At 68.6% G+C, this 14,315-nt stretch carries 14 protein-coding genes and 1 pseudogene; 12 read left to right on the top strand and 3 right to left on the bottom strand.

The genetic code is table 11. The features are described from left to right. Positions 1-9: 9 nt before the first annotated feature. The gene (locus tag QN239_RS22515) at positions 10-1,095 is read right to left on the bottom strand and encodes an iron-siderophore ABC transporter substrate-binding protein (RefSeq protein ID WP_499013718.1); all 1,086 of its coding nucleotides are present in this window, start codon (positions 1,093-1,095) and stop codon (positions 10-12) included. 139 nt (positions 1,096-1,234) lie between these two features. Here QN239_RS22515 and ctaD point away from each other — a divergent pair, with 139 nt between their 5' ends. From ctaD to QN239_RS22500, 3 genes are read left to right on the top strand one after another with little or no spacing between them, the layout of a single operon-like run. Further along, complete coding sequence (gene ctaD / locus QN239_RS22510) at positions 1,235-2,980, top strand: aa3-type cytochrome oxidase subunit I (protein ID WP_090357309.1); 1,746 nt, start codon at positions 1,235-1,237, stop codon at positions 2,978-2,980. 4 nt (positions 2,981-2,984) lie between these two features. After that, entirely contained in the window at positions 2,985-4,217 is a 1,233-nt protein-coding gene (gene serB, locus QN239_RS22505; protein WP_090357050.1) for a phosphoserine phosphatase SerB, read from the top strand. Positions 4,218-4,263: 46 nt separating this feature from the next. Beyond that, complete coding sequence (locus tag QN239_RS22500; protein WP_167158219.1) at positions 4,264-4,575, top strand: hypothetical protein; 312 nt, start codon at positions 4,264-4,266, stop codon at positions 4,573-4,575. Here the strand turns inward: QN239_RS22500 and yczR are convergent, their stop codons facing one another. Further along, positions 4,576-6,030 (bottom strand): MocR-like transcription factor YczR, encoded by a 1,455-nt coding sequence (gene yczR / locus QN239_RS22495; protein ID WP_499013714.1) that lies wholly within the window; start codon positions 6,028-6,030, stop codon positions 4,576-4,578. It abuts the gene before it with no gap. Positions 6,031-6,092: 62 nt separating this feature from the next. Here yczR and QN239_RS22490 point away from each other — a divergent pair, with 62 nt between their 5' ends. The 8 genes and pseudogenes from QN239_RS22490 to QN239_RS22455 all read left to right on the top strand — a co-directional run bounded on the left by QN239_RS22490 (position 6,093) and on the right by QN239_RS22455 (position 12,175). Next, entirely contained in the window at positions 6,093-6,236 is a 144-nt protein-coding gene (locus QN239_RS22490) for a hypothetical protein (protein WP_499013711.1), read from the top strand. Then, on the top strand, positions 6,233-6,919 hold the full coding sequence (gene yczE / locus QN239_RS22485; protein ID WP_499013708.1) for a membrane protein YczE: 687 nt from the start codon (positions 6,233-6,235) through the stop codon (positions 6,917-6,919). The genes QN239_RS22490 and yczE overlap by 4 nt, the downstream gene beginning before the upstream one ends. Then, positions 6,880-7,719, top strand: coding sequence for an ABC transporter ATP-binding protein (locus tag QN239_RS22480; RefSeq protein ID WP_090357040.1), 840 nt, complete (start codon positions 6,880-6,882; stop codon positions 7,717-7,719). The genes yczE and QN239_RS22480 overlap by 40 nt, the downstream gene beginning before the upstream one ends. Beyond that, positions 7,716-8,546 carry an NUDIX hydrolase gene (locus tag QN239_RS22475; RefSeq protein WP_499013705.1) on the top strand — a complete coding sequence of 277 codons (831 nt, stop codon included), beginning with the start codon at positions 7,716-7,718 and terminating at the stop codon, positions 8,544-8,546. Before QN239_RS22480 ends, QN239_RS22475 begins: the two co-directional genes overlap by 4 nt. Next, positions 8,543-9,235 (top strand): enoyl-CoA hydratase, encoded by a 693-nt coding sequence (locus QN239_RS22470; RefSeq protein ID WP_499013701.1) that lies wholly within the window; start codon positions 8,543-8,545, stop codon positions 9,233-9,235. The genes QN239_RS22475 and QN239_RS22470 overlap by 4 nt, the downstream gene beginning before the upstream one ends. Before the next feature lie 9 nt (positions 9,236-9,244). After that, complete coding sequence (locus QN239_RS22465; protein WP_499013698.1) at positions 9,245-10,273, top strand: class I SAM-dependent methyltransferase; 1,029 nt, start codon at positions 9,245-9,247, stop codon at positions 10,271-10,273. Between the two features lie 8 nt (positions 10,274-10,281). After that, positions 10,282-11,427: pseudogene (locus tag QN239_RS22460) on the top strand (THUMP-like domain-containing protein); the annotation flags it as partial. Positions 11,428-11,488: 61 nt separating this feature from the next. After that, the gene (locus tag QN239_RS22455; protein ID WP_499013696.1) at positions 11,489-12,175 is read left to right on the top strand and encodes an esterase; all 687 of its coding nucleotides are present in this window, start codon (positions 11,489-11,491) and stop codon (positions 12,173-12,175) included. A 1-nt stretch (position 12,176) separates the two neighbouring features. On the opposite strand, the gene QN239_RS22450 is transcribed toward QN239_RS22455, so the two are convergent. Next, a complete protein-coding gene (locus QN239_RS22450; protein ID WP_499016928.1) occupies positions 12,177-13,454 on the bottom strand; it encodes a BamB-related PQQ repeat family beta-propellar protein in 1,278 nt (425 codons plus the stop codon). A gap of 68 nt (positions 13,455-13,522) precedes the next feature. On the opposite strand from QN239_RS22450, the gene QN239_RS22445 reads away from it, so the two are divergent. Then, complete coding sequence (locus QN239_RS22445) at positions 13,523-14,260, top strand: acyltransferase (protein ID WP_090357030.1); 738 nt, start codon at positions 13,523-13,525, stop codon at positions 14,258-14,260. The last annotated feature ends 55 nt before the right edge of the window (positions 14,261-14,315 follow it).

The following is a 14,315-nucleotide window of genomic DNA, read 5'->3' as shown; positions in this document are numbered from 1 at the left end:
GCGCGCGGTCTAGTTGATCGGTGCGTTCAGCCAGCGCAGGTCATCGAGGATGCCGCGCGCGGCCACCACACCGCGCCCGGTCTGCCACACCTCGTTGTTGACGATGAACACCCGGTTGTCCCGGTTGGCCGAGAGCTTGCGCCACGCCGGGCTGTCCAGCACGCTCGCCGCGTGCTCCTTGGCGGCGGGGGAGTCGAAGGACAGGTAGACGATATCGCCGTCGGCGGCGGACAGATCGGCATCGGGTGCCAGCTCGATGTACGGCTTGTCGGTGAAGCGTTGGGCGGCAGGGCGATCCACGCCGACCGCGTGCAGCACGCTGGCCGGGAAGTTGTCGGCCCCGTAGACCCGCACGGTGTTCTCGGTGAACTGCACCACCGATGCCTGGAAATGCGTGGCGTCGTTCTGTTGCCCGGTCTTGCGGGCGTCCTGGGTGAACTCGTCGAGCACCCGGGCCGCCGCTTCGGGTCGCCCGACCGCCGCGGCGACGGTGCGCAGGGTGTCCTGCCAGCCCGCCCCCGACGCCCCGGTGAAGACGGTGGGCGCGATCCGGTTCAGCGCGCCGAAGTCGGTCGGTGTCAGCGCCGACGAGCCGAGAATCAGGTCCGGGGTGGCCCGCCCGACGGCAGCCAGATCGGGTGACGCCGGATCACCCACGCCGGGCGAACCGTGGATCACCGCGCCCAAGTAGGAGGGTTGCGGCTGCGGCGTCCCGACGATCCGGCCCTGCAGGCCCAGCGCGCACAACGCGTCGAGCTGATCGCCGGACAGCGCCACGATGCGTTGTGGGTCGCCCTGTACCTCCGTCGTGGTGGGCACACCGGCGGCCGGGGCGTTACCGACCTGTCGCGGAGCGGGATCGGCCGGCGCCGGCTCGGCGGCGCACGAGTCATCGGGGCGGCGCTGGTTGCCCAACACCCCGGCGCCGGCGATGCGTGTGGTGCTGGTGACCGGCGCACCCGGGGCGGGGCCCGGCCCGGCCTGCTCCTGACTGCCACAGCCGGTCAACAAGGTCAGTGCCACAGCCGAAACGATGGAGGTGACCCCGACGACCCGGCCGGTGAGCCGGGCGATGCGCGCGGAGGGAAACAGCACGTCGCCGACGGTAACATCCAGCCGTCGAAGCGAAACTACGACAGTTTGTAGGACCCATGCCGCCGTGGGCGGTGATGGGGGATAAGATCACGAACAGACCAGTGCCGGGATGACCCGTCGACTTTTTATGGAGGATCTGTTGGTAGCCGAAGCGCCCCCAATCGGAGAACTCGAGGCACGGCGTCCGTTCCCGCAGCGGATGGGCCCCAAGGGCAACCTGATCTACAAGCTGATCACGACGACCGATCACAAGCTGATCGGCATCATGTACTGCGTCGTCTGCTTCATCTTCTTCTTCGTCGGCGGCCTGATGGCGCTGCTGATGCGCACCGAGCTGGCGTTGCCGGGCCTGCAGTTCCTGTCCAATGAGCAGTTCAACCAGCTGTTCACCATGCACGGCACGGTGATGCTGCTGTTCTATGCGACCCCGATCGTGTTCGGCTTCGCCAACCTGGTGCTGCCGCTGCAGATCGGCGCCCCCGACGTCGCGTTCCCGCGGCTGAACGCCTTCTCCTTCTGGCTGTTCCTGTTCGGCGCGCTGATCGCCATCGCCGGCTTCATCACCCCCGGTGGCGCCGCCGACTTCGGCTGGACCGCCTACTCGCCGCTCACCGACGCCATCCACTCCCCGGGCGCCGGTGGCGACCTGTGGATCATGGGCCTGGCCGTCGGTGGTCTGGGCACCATCCTCGGTGGCGTCAACATGATCACCACCGTCGTCTGCATGCGTGCCCCGGGTATGACGATGTTCCGGATGCCGATCTTCACCTGGAACATCCTGGTGACCTCGATCCTGGTGCTGCTGGCCTTCCCGCTGCTGACCGCCGCGTTGTTCGGCCTCGCCGCCGACCGTCACCTGGGCGCACACGTGTACGACCCGGCCAACGGCGGTGTGCTGCTGTGGCAGCACCTGTTCTGGTTCTTCGGGCACCCCGAGGTGTACATCATCGCGCTGCCGTTCTTCGGCATCGTCTCCGAGATCTTCCCGGTGTTCTCCCGCAAGCCGATCTTCGGCTACACCACGCTGATCTACGCCACGCTGGGTATCGCGGCCCTGTCGGTGGCGGTGTGGGCGCACCACATGTACGCGACCGGCGCGGTCCTTCTCCCGTTCTTCTCGTTCATGACGTTCCTGATCGCGGTGCCCACCGGTATCAAGTTCTTCAACTGGATCGGCACCATGTGGAAGGGACAGTTGACCTTCGAGACACCGATGCTGTTCTCGGTCGGCTTCCTGATCACCTTCCTGCTCGGTGGACTCTCCGGTGTGCTGCTGGCCAGCCCGCCGCTGGACTTCCACGTCACCGACAGCTACTTCGTCATCGCGCACTTCCACTACGTGCTCTTCGGCACCATCGTGTTCGCCACCTACGCGGGCATCTACTTCTGGTTCCCGAAGATGACCGGCCGGTTGCTGGACGAACGTCTGGGCAAGCTGCACTTCTGGCTGACCTTCATCGGCTTCCACACCACCTTCCTGGTGCAGCACTGGCTCGGTGACGAGGGCATGCCGCGCCGCTACGCCGACTATCTGCCCACCGACGGGTTCACCACGCTGAACGTCATCTCGACCATCGGCGCGTTCATCCTCGGTGTGTCGACGCTGCCGTTCGTCTGGAACGTGTTCAAGAGCTGGCGCTTCGGCGAGCCCGTCGTGGTCGACGATCCGTGGGGCTACGGCAACTCGCTGGAGTGGGCCACGTCCTGCCCGCCGCCGCGGCACAACTTCACCGAACTGCCCCGGATCCGTTCGGAGCGACCGGCATTCGAGCTGCACTACCCGCACATGGTCGAGCGGATGCGCGCCGAGGCGCACATCGGCCGGGCACACGGTCCTGCCGACGGCGACGTCACCCGGCTCGACGACGAGAACGTCCGCACCTGAATCGGTGAGTAATTCGAAGGTGTCGGTCCTGATCACCGTCACCGGACTCGACCAGCCCGGCGTCACATCGGCGCTCTTCGAGGTGCTCTCTCGGCACCACGTCGAGTTGCTCAACGTCGAGCAGGTGGTGGTCCGGAGCCGGCTCACGCTGGCAGTGTTCGTCTCCGCACCCGCCGAGGTGGCCGACGGCACGGTGTTCGCCGACGACATCCGAGCCGCCATCCACCGGGTGGGGCTGGATGTCACCATCGAGCGCAGTGCCGATCTGCCGGTGATGCGCGAACCGTCCACCCACACCATCGTGGTGCTGGGCCGGCCGATCACCGCCGAGGCATTCGGTGTGGTGGCCCGCAAGGCCGCCGGACTCGGCGTGAACATCGACACCATCCGGGGCGTGTCCGACTACCCGGTGACCGGTCTGGAACTGCGGGTGTCGGTGCCGGCCGGCGCGGCGTACGGCCAGTTGCAGGCGGCGATGGCGCAGGTCGCCGTCGAGCTGGGCATCGATATCGCGCTGGAGGACTACAGCCTGTCCCGGCGGGCCAAACGGCTCATCGTGTTCGATGTCGACTCGACCCTGATCCAGGGCGAGGTGATCGAGATGTTGGCCGCGCGTGCCGGCGCAGAGGCCAAGGTCGCGGCGATCACCGAGGCTGCCATGCGTGGCGAACTGGATTTCGAGGAGTCGTTGCGTGAACGCGTCTCCACCCTGGCCGGGCTGCCCGCCGAGGTCGTCGACGAGGTGGCCGACGAGCTCGAGCTGACCCCCGGGGCCCGCACCACCATCCGCACCCTGCGTCGGCTGGGTTTTCACTGCGGTGTGGTGTCCGGCGGATTCCGCCAGGTCATCGAACCGTTGGCGCACGAACTGATGCTCGACTACGTCGCCGCCAACGACCTGGAGATCGTCGACGGCAAGCTGACCGGACGCGTCGTCGGACAAATCATCGACCGGCCGGGCAAGGCCAAGGCACTGCGCGACTTCGCTCAGCAAGCCGGCGTCCCGATGGAGCAGACGGTCGCGGTCGGTGACGGCGCGAATGACATCGACATGCTCGCGGCCGCCGGACTGGGAGTGGCGTTCAATGCCAAACCCGCCCTGCGTGAGGTCGCCGACGCCTCGCTGAGCCACCCCTACCTGGATACGGTGCTGTTCATCCTCGGGGTGACCCGCGGGGAGATCGAAGCCGCCGACGCGGTCGACGGCACCGTCCGCCGGGTCGATATCCCGGACTAGCAGCGCTATTGCGGCGCGGCAGGGGTCGGGCCTTTACAGTGGAGGCATGTTGTTGGTGAAACGGACGATACTTCTCGGTGCGTGCGCGGCCGCGATCTCCGGTGGGGCGGTCGTGCTGGCCGCGCCGGCGTCGGCGGACTGCCCGTGGGGTACGCGGCCGAGCCACTTCGAGGGTGTGTGCGTCGCCGGAGCCGGCAAGGGCAGCAGCACCAGCGGTAACGCCGTGGTTCCGCCGCCGGATGCCTCGCCACCGCTGGTGCAGACCCTGCCGGGCGGTCAGCTGTCGTCCGTCGCCGGTATCCCGTGCACCCCGGAGAACATGGGCCGGTGCATCGCCCTGCAGCAGAGCCAGGGCTAGCTACACCACCACCGCATGCGATTCGGGCTCGACCGCACCGGTGATCGAACCCCAGGCCCGTGCCATCAGGTCGACCGCCTCCTCCAGCGCAGCCTCGGGCAGCGCATAGGGGACCCGCACGAACCGCTCCAACGTGCCGTCCACCCCGAACCGCGGCCCGGCAGGCAGATCCAGACCCAACCGTGACGCCGAAGCCGACAACGCCGTGCTCATCGGTGCGGGCAGCTTGACCCACAGCGAGATCCCGTTCGGCCCGGGCCCGGGCTGCCAGTCGGGTAACCGGCGCGCCAGCAGATCCAGCAGGTAGGCCCTGCGGGTGCGCAGCAGTCCTCGTCGTTCCGCGAGCACCTCATCGCGCTGTTCGAGAAGCCTTGCCGCCGTGAGCTGTTCGAGTATCGGGGTGCCGAGGTCCACCGACGGCCGGATGGCCGCGATGGTGGCCAGGGTGTGGCGTTCGGCCCGGATCCAGCCGACCCGCAACCCGCCCCAGAATGATTTGGACATTGACCCGACGGTGAGCACCAGATCACGGCGGGTCACCGTGGCGGCCAGCGGTGCCGGGGGAGCCTCGTCCATCCACATGTCCATGATCGACTCGTCGATTACGGTACGCGTGCGGGTGTCGGAGATGATGTGCCCCAGCCGGATTCGCTCATCCGCCGGCATGGTGAAGCCGGTCGGGTTGTGGTTGTCCGGGATCAGGTAGGCCAGACTGGGGGCGAGTTGCCGGATGGCCGCGTGCATCGCGTCCAGCTCCCAGCCGTCGTCGGCGAGGGAGACGGGTACGGCGCGCGCCCGGGCGGTCGAAATGGCCGACAGCGCACCGTGATACGTCGGTTGTTCGACGAGCACGCGGTCGCCGGGCTCGGTGAACGCGGCCAGGATCAGCCCGATGGCATGCTGGGCGCCGCTGGTGATCATGATCTGGCCGGGGTCGGTCGGTAGTCCGCGTTCGCAGTACCGCTGGGCGACGGCGGTGCGCAGGGCGCAGACCCCGGTGGGGTCGAGGCCGGTCTCGCCGAGATACGGGGTGATATCGCGGGTGGCCGCGGCGAACGCTTCCAGGACCGCCCCGCTGGGAGCCGACATCGCCGCGGCGGCCAGGCTGACGTTGGCGCCCGCGGCAGGTTCGGCGGGGCGCGCCTCGCGCGCCTCGGGTCGCGGTGGTAACGCGGCAATGCTGCGCGCACCGCGGCGGGCCAGTAGGTAGCCGTCCTCGCGGAGCTGGGTGAATGCCGCGGTGACCGTGGTGCGCGATACCCGCAGGGCGTCGGCGAGGGCGCGTTCGCTGGGCAGCCGCGATCCGACGGGCACCCGGCCGTCGACGATCAGCAGCCGGATGGCGTCGGCCAATCCCGAGTACGCGGGTCCGCTGGTACTGGACGTCCGCCAGTTACCCAACTCGCGGGCCAAAAGGTCCTCATCGAGTGATCTGGCCGCCATTTCTATCGACATTGATGCCAGTATTGCCGAACTGGCTATTGAAGGGCAAGCCAATCTGGCCCGAAACTGGGTGCATGAGGAAGAACTGGCTATCCCGACTGGCCTCGAAGTATCCCCGCTCCGGGCCCGACAACCGCGTCACACGCAATGACACCGACGCCCGCCGGGTGCACAGCGAGCTGGACGCCATCCGCGCCCGTTTCCCGGACCACTCATGAGGGGCCTGACTCGCGGGTCGCTGCTGCTGATCGGACTCATCGGCTACGGCCTGTCGATGGCGATGATGGTCCGCGCCGGTCTCGGCCTCGACCCATGGGACGTCTTCCACCAAGGGTTGACCCGGCACACCCCGATGACGATCGGCATCGCCTCGGCGGTGGTCGGTGTCGTCGTGCTGCTGGCCTGGATCCCGCTGCGCAACAAGCCGGGTGTCGGGACCATCGCCAATGTCATCGTCATCGCCGTGACAGTCGACGCCGGCCTGGCCGTGCTGACCGCACCGGGCTCGCTGCCCGCCCGCATCGCGTTGATGCTCGGCGCCGTCGTGCTCAACGCCGTGGCCACCGTCCTCTACATCGGCGCCGGATTGGGTCCCGGCCCGCGGGACGGCCTGATGACCGGGCTGGTGGCTCGCACCGGATTGTCGGTGCGGCTGGTGCGCACCTCGATCGAGGCGGGCGTGCTGACGGTGGGCTGGTTGCTCGGCGGCACCGTGGGCGTGGGCACGGTGGTGTACGCGCTGGGAATCGGTCCGTTGGTGCAGCTGATCCTGCGGATCATGCCGCGCCGGCTGCTGTTCCACGACTTCGGCGCCGCGGGGCGCTCCCGAGCCGGGCGGGGCCCCGACACTACGATGAGCGAGTGCCCGACAGTGAACGTGAAGCCGATCCAGACCTGCTGATCGATTTCGCCAGGGTCACGCTTCGCCGCGGCGGAAAGACCCTGGTCGGGCCGCTGGACTGGGCCGTCGAACTCGACGAGCGCTGGGTGGTGATCGGGCCCAACGGCGCAGGCAAGACCTCACTGTTGCGGATCGCCGCAGCCGTCGAACATCCCTCGTCGGGAACCGCGTTCGTGCTGGGTGAGCGGCTCGGCCGCACCGACATGGCCGAACTGCGCAGCCGCGTCGGGCTGTCCAGCTCCGCCCTGAGCCAGCGGGTCCCCGACGACGAAGTGGTCCGCGATCTCGTCATCTCGGCCGGGTACGCCGTGTTGGGCCGCTGGCGCGAGACCTACGAGGACGTCGACTACGAACAGGCCGTCGACATGCTGGAGAGCGTCGGCGCCGAGCACCTGGCGATGCGCACCTACGGCACGCTGTCAGAGGGTGAGCGCAAGCGCGTGCTGATCGCGCGGTCGCTGATGACCGATCCGGAACTCCTGCTGCTCGACGAACCCGCCGCCGGTCTGGACCTCGGCGGCCGCGAGGAACTGGTGTCCCGGCTGGCCGACCTGGCCGCCGACCCGGACGCCCCGGCCATCGTGCTGGTCACCCATCACGTCGAGGAGATCCCGCCCGGCTTCAGCCACTGCCTGCTGCTGTCCGAGGGTGCCGTCGTCGCCTCCGGCCTGCTGACCGATGTGCTGACATCGGAGAACCTGTCCACCGCCTTCGGGCAGTCGATCGCGCTGGAAGTGGTCGAGGGACGCTATTTCGCGCGGCGCGTGCGCAGCCGCGCGGCACACAGGAGGCGTGCATGACCGAAGTACCCCTACCGGCCCGGCCGGCCGCCACGGTGATGCTGGTCCGGGACACTCCGGGCGGTATCAACGTGTTCCTGATGCGCAGGCATATGAACATGCAGTTCGTCGCCGGGACCACGGTGTTCCCGGGCGGCGGCGTCGACGACCGTGACCGCAGCGCCGATATCGCGTGGCACGGTCCGAATCCCGCGTGGTGGGCGCAGCGCCTCGGCGTGGACACCGACCTGGCGCTGGCGCTGGTCTGCTCGGCGGCCCGCGAGACGTTCGAGGAGTCAGGGGTGCTGTTCGCCGGGCCCGCTGCCGATCCGGACAGCATCGTGGCCGATGCCTCGGTTTACCGCGAGGCACGCAAGGAGCTCGACGCCAAGACGCTGTCCTTCGGTGAGTTCCTGCAGTCCGAGAAGCTGGTGCTGCGCACCGATCTGCTGCGGCCGTGGGCCAACTGGGTGACGCCCAAAGAGGAACGCACCCGGCGCTATGACACCTATTTCTTCGTCGGCGCCCTGCCGGAGGGCCAGCGCGCCGACGGTGACAACACCGAGACCGACCGTGCGTACTGGGCCACCCCGGAATCTGCGCTCGACGACTTCGCCGAGGGCCGCACGTTCCTGTTGCCCCCGACCTGGACGCAGCTGGACTCACTGGCCGGCCACGACGTCGCCGAGGTGCTCGCGGTGCAACGTCAGATCGTGCCGGTCTCCCCGCACCTGGTGGTCACCGACGGCAACTGGGAGATCGAGTTCTTCAACAGCGAGCGGTACAACGAGGCCCGCAACCGGCGGGCACCGGACGGGTACGCCAATTCCGACGTGTTGCCGTCGTGAGGGAGTTCGTCACCACCGCGGTGAACGACGGGATCGGCACCCTGGTGCTGTCCCGCCCTCCGGGCAACGCGCTGACCAGGCAGATGTACCGGGAGATCGGCGAGGCGGCCACGGAGCTCGGCGGCCACCCTGGCGTCGCCGCGGTGATCCTGTTCGGCGGCCACGAGGTGTTCTGCACCGGCGATGACGTCCCCGAACTGCGCAGACTGCATCCCAGTGACGCCGAGAGCGTCACCGCCGCCTGCCGCGCCGCGATCGCCGCGGTGGCCGGCATCCCGAAGCCGACGATCGCCGCCGTGACGGGGTACGCGCTGGGCGCGGGGCTGGCCCTGGCTCTGGCCGCCGATTGGCGGGTGTCGGGCGACAACGTGAAATTCGGTGCCACCGAGGTGCTGGCCGGATTGCTCCCCGCTGCCGGGACGGCCGGCCTGGTCCGCGCGATCGGGGTCAGCCACACCAAGGACCTGGTGTTCAGCGGCCGGTTCGTCGGCGCCGAGGAGGCGCTGGATCTCGGGCTGATCGACGAGATGGTGGCACCGGACGGCGTCTACGACGCGGCGCTGGTCCGGGCGCGCCGATTTCTGGAGGCACCCGCACATGTGCTCGCGGGCGCCAAGGCGATGGTCGATCGCGCTGATGACGGAGTGCGGCACTACGTCGAAGTCTTCGGAACGGTGGCCGGCAGTTAGGCTGCCCATATGACGAGCACGGACCACACGCCAGACGTTGCTGCTGACGCCGACCTCAAACCCGATGTCGCCGCCGGAGCGGCTCCGGCCCCCAATCCGCACGCCACGGCCGAACAGGTCGAGGCTGCGCTGAAGGACACCAAGCTGGCGCAGGTGCTGTACCACGACTGGGAAGCCGAGACCTACGACGACAAGTGGTCCATCTCGTATGACCAGCGCTGCATCGACTACGCGCGCGGCCGGTTCGACGCCATCGTCCCCGATGAGGTTCAGCGTGAGCTGCCCTACGACCGGGCCCTGGAGCTGGGCTGCGGCACGGGCTTCTTCCTGCTGAACCTGATCCAGGCCGGGGTGGCCCGGCGCGGATCGGTGACCGACCTGTCCCCGGGCATGGTCAAGGTCGCCACCCGCAACGGCCAGGGCCTGGGCCTGGACATCGACGGTAAGGTCGCCGACGCCGAGGGCATCCCGTACGAGGACAACACCTTCGACCTGGTGGTCGGCCACGCCGTGCTGCACCACATCCCCGATGTGGAGCTGTCGCTGCGCGAGGTGGTCCGGGTGCTCAAGCCGGGCGGCCGGTTCGTCTTCGCCGGGGAACCGACTAGCAAGGGCAATGTCTACGCGCGCAACCTGTCCACCCTGACGTGGCACCTGTCCACCAACATCACCAAGCTGCCGGGTCTGGAGGGCTGGCGTCGCCCGCAAGCCGAGCTCGACGAGTCGTCACGCGCCGCGGCGCTGGAGGCCGTGGTGGACCTGCACACGTTCGAGCCGTCGGATCTGGAACGGATGGCCACCAACGCCGGCGCCGTTCAGGTCGCCACCGCCAGCGAGGAATTCACCGCCGCGATGCTCGGCTGGCCGATCCGCACCTTCGAGGCGTCGGTGCCCCCGGGTCGATTGGGTTGGGGCTGGGCCAAATTCGCGTTCAACAGCTGGACGTCGCTGAGCTGGGTGGACGCCAACGTGTTGCGCCGGGTGGTGCCGAAGGGCTGGTTCTATAACGTCATGGTCACCGGGGTCAAGCCGTCGTAGCCTGGACCGTCGACGATGTCGCCTACCTGCGCAGCGACGCAGGCCGGGCGGCATTGGTCGAAGTTGGTGGCTACCGGCTGACTGACTCCTCGCGGGTCGCTGATATCGCCTCCGCGCGAACACGTTTCGGAGACCGAACAGCCGTGCTGGTGGAGACGGTGCTCTTGCGCCGGCGCGCCGCGGCCAAGTTCGGCGACCCGTCGGGATGGTTGTTCACCGATGACGCATTGCAGCAGTGCACCGCCGAACCGGTGGCCCGGCACCGCGCCCGGCGGCTGGCCGGGGCGCGCGTGCACGATGTCACCTGCTCTGTCGGCGCGGAGCTGGCCGCACTGCGGGACACCGCCGCGCTGGTCCTGGGCAGCGATCTCGACCCGGTGCGACTTGCCATGGCCCGCAACAATGTTGGGGGAGTGGACCTGTGCCGTGCCGATGCGCTGGTGCCGGTCACCCGCGACACCGTCGTGGTGGCCGACCCGGCCCGGCGCAGCGCGGGACGGCGACGGTTCGACCCGCGCGATTACACGCCGGCGCTGGACCTGCTGCTCGATGCGTACCGCGATCGCGACCTGGTGGTGAAATGCGCGCCGGGAATCGATTTCGGCCGGCTCGGTGAGCTCGGCTTCCACGGCGAGATCGAGGTGTCCTCATTGGGCGGCAGCGTGCGGGAAGCCTGCTTGTGGTCGTCGGGCCTGGCGACGGCCGGACGGCGGGCCACTCTGCTCGATCGTGGCGAGGAGGTCACCGACACCGATCCCGACGAATGCCGGGTGGCCGCCGTGGGCCGGTGGATCGTCGACCCCGACGGGGCCGTGGTGCGGGCCGGACTGGTGCGCCAGTACGGGACGCGGCACGGCCTCTGGCAGCTCGACCCCGATATCGCCTACCTGTCGGGGGACGAACTGCCGAACGGCGTGCGGGGTTTCGAGGTGCTCGCGCAGATCGGCTTCGACGTGAAGCTGCTGCGCCGCGAACTCGCCGCGCGCGACGCCGGCGCGGTGGAGATCCTGGTACGCGGTGTGGACGTGGACCCGGATGCTTTGCGGCGGCGTCTCAAACCGCGGGGTGCCGCGCAGCTCAGCGTGGTGATCAGCCGGCTCGGTGCCGGGGCGCACAGTCATGCGGTGGCGTTCATTTGTCGGCCGTCGCGTTAGCGCCACAGGTACCCTAGCGGCGGTGGCGCCGATGCCGCCCTGGCCCCGGAGGATTCACCCGATGCGCGTTCTCACGCTGGCTGTATCTCTTGTGCTGCTGGGGTCCGCCAGCACCGGGGTGGCTGCCGCCGCCCCACCGAAATGCTCGGACGTGGGTGGTACGGCCGGCGCCGGGGCGACCTGCGTCATCACGGCCAACGATCCGGCCTACACGCTCAACATCTCCTTCCCGACCGACTTCCCGAACCCGAACGCCGTCTTCGATTACGTGAAGCAGACCAGGGACGGGTTCATCAACGTGGCCAAGACACCCGACTCGCGCGGTATGCCCTACGAGTTGGACACCACCACAACCCAGTACAGCTCGGCGGTGCCCCCACGCGGGACACAGACGGTGGTGTTCACCACCTACCAGAACGTCGGCGGCGCGCACCCGCAGACGTTCTACAAGGCGTTCAACTGGGATCAGGCCTACCGCAAGCCGATCACGTTCGAGACTCTGTTCCGGCCGGACACCCAGCCCCTTCCGGTGATCTTCCCGATCGTCGCGGCCGAGCTGGCCAAGCAGTCCGGACTGCCCGACCCGGTGTCACCGACGGCGGGTCTGGACCCCACGAACTACCAGAACTTCGCGATCACCAATGACGCGATCATCTTCTTCTTCAGCCAGGGCGAGTTGCTGCCCGAAGCCGCCGGAGCCGTTCAGGTCTCGGTACCGCGCGGCCCGATCGACGCGATGATCGCCTGATTCAGGCAGGCGCGAATCCGTATACCTGACCGTCGCTGGTCGCCGTGATCACGCGGCGGTCGTGGCCCACCGATACCCCGACCGGCCAGCCGGTGGCCTCCGGCAGGGGATAACGGTTGAGGGTGTGTCCGTCGGCGGGGTCGAAGGCCAGCAGTGCCTGGCCGTTCGCCCCGTCCCGGGTGACGGTGTAGGCCACGTGCTCGCCGGCCTGGCTCGAGGTGGACAGTGGTTCGACATCCGAATGTGACCAGGCGATCTTGCCGTCGGGGGTGACGCCGACGAGTGCGGCGCCCGGCCCGCCGCCGGACACGATGACACCCTGCGGTGACACCGACGGCGGTGTCTGCGGCTGATAGTCCAGTGGCACCGACCATTTCGGCTTACCGTCGGCGGTGTTCACCGCCCATAGCCTGCGGTCGCGGCCGTTGACGTAGACGGTGCTGCCGTCGGCCGAGAGCACCGGGCCGGCGATCGGGCCGCCACCGACCGCGGTGCTCGTCCATTCCCGGGTCAGCATGGGCGTGCGATCCGGCCGGTAGCGCAGTCCCACCAGAATCGGGGCGGCCGCGTTCGGCTCCCACAGGGTGGTCACCACGATGTCGGTGGCTGCCGAGAACGCGGGCGCCGCCGCCACCGGGCAGCCGCTGCGGCCCTGCGGGCAGTCCTGCAGGCCCCGTTGCGCATCGGTGGGGTCGACACCCTCCACCAGGTCCAGGGGTGTGCCGATCACGGTGCCGCGGTGCGCGTCGAAGACCAGCACCTGCCCCAGGTGGGTGATCACCAGCAGTTGGCCGGGGTCGAGCAGTCGCGGGGTGGTCGGCATCCCGATGACCGGCTGACGCCAACGGATCCACTGCGTCGGAGGGAAGGACATGATGCCGCCGGGCTGGCCGATGTAGAGGTTGTCGAATCCGTCGATCAGCGGGCTGGAGAGGGCGGCACCTGGTCCGCCCTGCCACAGCCGCGTGCACCACCGCTGGCGGCCGTTGTTGTCGCTCTCCCACAGCATCAGCGAGCAGCCGTCGGAGGTCTGCGCGTTGGCGGCCAGGTAACCGCCCGCGCCGAGCGCCACCTGGGCGCCGAGTCGGCCCTTGACCGATCGGCTCCACTCCAAGGTGAGGGGGTTCGCACCGTCGACCGGGGTGTAGCTGCTGTTGGCGGCGTCGGCGTACTGGGCCGACCAGCCCTGCGCGGCATGAGCCTCCACCCAGGTGTCGGTGTTTCCGCAGGCAGTCGCGGTCAGTACCGTGATCCCCAGCATGGCGGCCAGCCGGCGCATCGTCGTCGTGGAAGCAGGCATCGAGGTCCGAGACTAGTCTGTGCCACCCTCGGATAGGCTGACCGGCCATGACGACGATGTGGGGCGCCCCCCTTCACAAGAGGTGGCGCGGTTCGCGGCTGCGTGATCCGCGTCAGGCGCGATTTCTGACCGCCGACTCGCTGCGCTGGGTGCTGAAGAACAAGGCCTACACCCCGTGGTACCTGGTGCGGTACTTCCGGCTGCTGAAGTTCAAGCTGGCCAACCCGCACATCATCACCCGCGGCATGGTGTTCCTGGGCAAGGGTGTGGAGATTCAAGCGACCCCGGAACTCGCCACGATGGAGATCGGCCGGTGGGTGCACATCGGGGACAAGAACACCATCCGGTGTCACGAGGGGTCGCTGCGCATCGGCGACAAGGTGGTGCTGGGCCGCGACAACGTCATCAACACCTATCTCGACATCGAGCTGGGCGACTCCGTGCTGATGGCCGACTGGTGCTACGTGTGCGATTTCGACCACAAGATGGACAGCCTGGAGTTGCCGATCAAAGACCAGGGCATCATCAAGAGCCCCTTGCGGATCGGACCGGACACCTGGGTCGCCGCGAAGGTCACCATCCTGCGTGGGACGTCGATCGGCCGGGGCTGCGTGCTCGGTGCGCACGCGGTGGTCAAGGGTGACATCCCGGACTTCTCCATCGCGGTCGGCGCGCCCGCCAAGGTGGTCAAGAACCGCAAGGTGGCCTGGGACGCGTCGGCCGCCGACCGTGCCGCGCTGGCAGAGGCGCTGGCCGATATCGAGCGCAAGAAAGCCGCCCGCTAGCTCGAAAAACTCGACCACACCGAAGGTGGCCGACATCGGTGTGGGCGAGATCACC

The organism is Mycolicibacterium sp. Y3 (genome assembly GCF_051188035.1).
Taxonomy (GTDB): Bacteria; Actinomycetota; Actinomycetes; order Mycobacteriales; family Mycobacteriaceae; genus Mycobacterium; species Mycobacterium fluoranthenivorans.
The sequence above is the reverse complement of the archived record's forward strand: the minus strand, read 5'-3'. Positions and strand labels throughout refer to the sequence as shown.